This window comes from Vibrio sp. 10N.222.52.B7, assembly GCF_041474275.1.
Taxonomy (GTDB): Bacteria; Pseudomonadota; Gammaproteobacteria; order Enterobacterales; family Vibrionaceae; genus Vibrio; species Vibrio crassostreae_C.
The window spans coordinates 1-1,177 of record NZ_JBFRTU010000189.1 but is presented as its reverse complement, the minus strand read 5'-3'; the positions used below and the strand labels follow the sequence as shown (position 1 = coordinate 1,177).

The following is a 1,177-nucleotide window of genomic DNA, read 5'->3' as shown; positions in this document are numbered from 1 at the left end:
AAGATTTTAGCTACAACACCAGCACCAACTGTACGGCCACCTTCGCGGATTGCGAAACGTAGACCTTCGTCCATTGCGATTGGAGCGATTAGCTCAACAGTCATTTGAACGTTGTCACCTGGCATTACCATTTCTACGCCTTCTGGTAGAGTGATGTCGCCTGTTACGTCAGTTGTACGGAAGTAGAACTGTGGACGGTAACCTTTGAAGAAAGGAGTGTGACGGCCGCCTTCGTCTTTAGAAAGTACGTATACTTCAGACTCAAACTTAGTGTGTGGGTTGATAGAACCTTTCGCAGAAAGTACTTGACCACGTTCAACGTCATCACGCTTAGTACCACGTAGAAGTGCACCAACGTTCTCACCTGCACGACCTTCGTCAAGCAGTTTACGGAACATTTCAACACCAGTACAAGTAGTAAGAGTAGTCTCTTTGATACCAACGATTTCTACTTCGTCACCTACACGTAGGATACCGCGCTCGATACGACCAGTTACAACAGTACCACGACCTTGAATTGAGAATACATCTTCAATTGGTAGTAGGAACGGTTGGTCAACTGCACGCTCTGGCTCAGGAATGTAAGAATCTAGTGCTTCTGCAAGCTCAACGATCTTGTCTTCCCACTGCTTCTCGCCGTTTAGTGCGCCAAGTGCAGAACCTTGGATAACTGGTAGGTCATCACCTGGGAAGTCGTATTCAGAAAGAAGTTCACGAACTTCCATCTCAACTAGCTCAAGTAGCTCTTCGTCATCTACCATGTCACATTTGTTCATGAATACGATGATGTAAGGGATACCAACTTGACGACCAAGTAGGATGTGCTCACGAGTTTGAGGCATAGGGCCGTCAGTCGCAGCAACAACTAGGATACCGCCGTCCATTTGTGCAGCACCAGTGATCATGTTTTTAACATAATCCGCGTGTCCTGGACAGTCTACGTGTGCGTAGTGACGTGCTGGAGTGTCGTACTCAACGTGAGAAGTTGCGATTGTGATACCGCGCTCACGCTCTTCTGGAGCGTTATCGATAGATGCGAAATCTTTAGCAACACCGCCGTATACTTTTGCAAGAGTAGTACAGATAGCAGCAGTTAGAGTTGTTTTACCGTGGTCAACGTGGCCGATAGTACCAACGTTTACGTGCGGTTTCGTACGTTCAAATTTTTCTTTAGACA

General features: G+C 46.8%; 1 protein-coding gene. It reads right to left on the bottom strand.

Annotated elements, in window-relative coordinates:
• On the bottom strand, positions 1-1,177 hold a 1,177-nt coding region (tuf, locus tag AB4512_RS22255; RefSeq protein ID WP_016783752.1), incomplete at both ends, for an elongation factor Tu.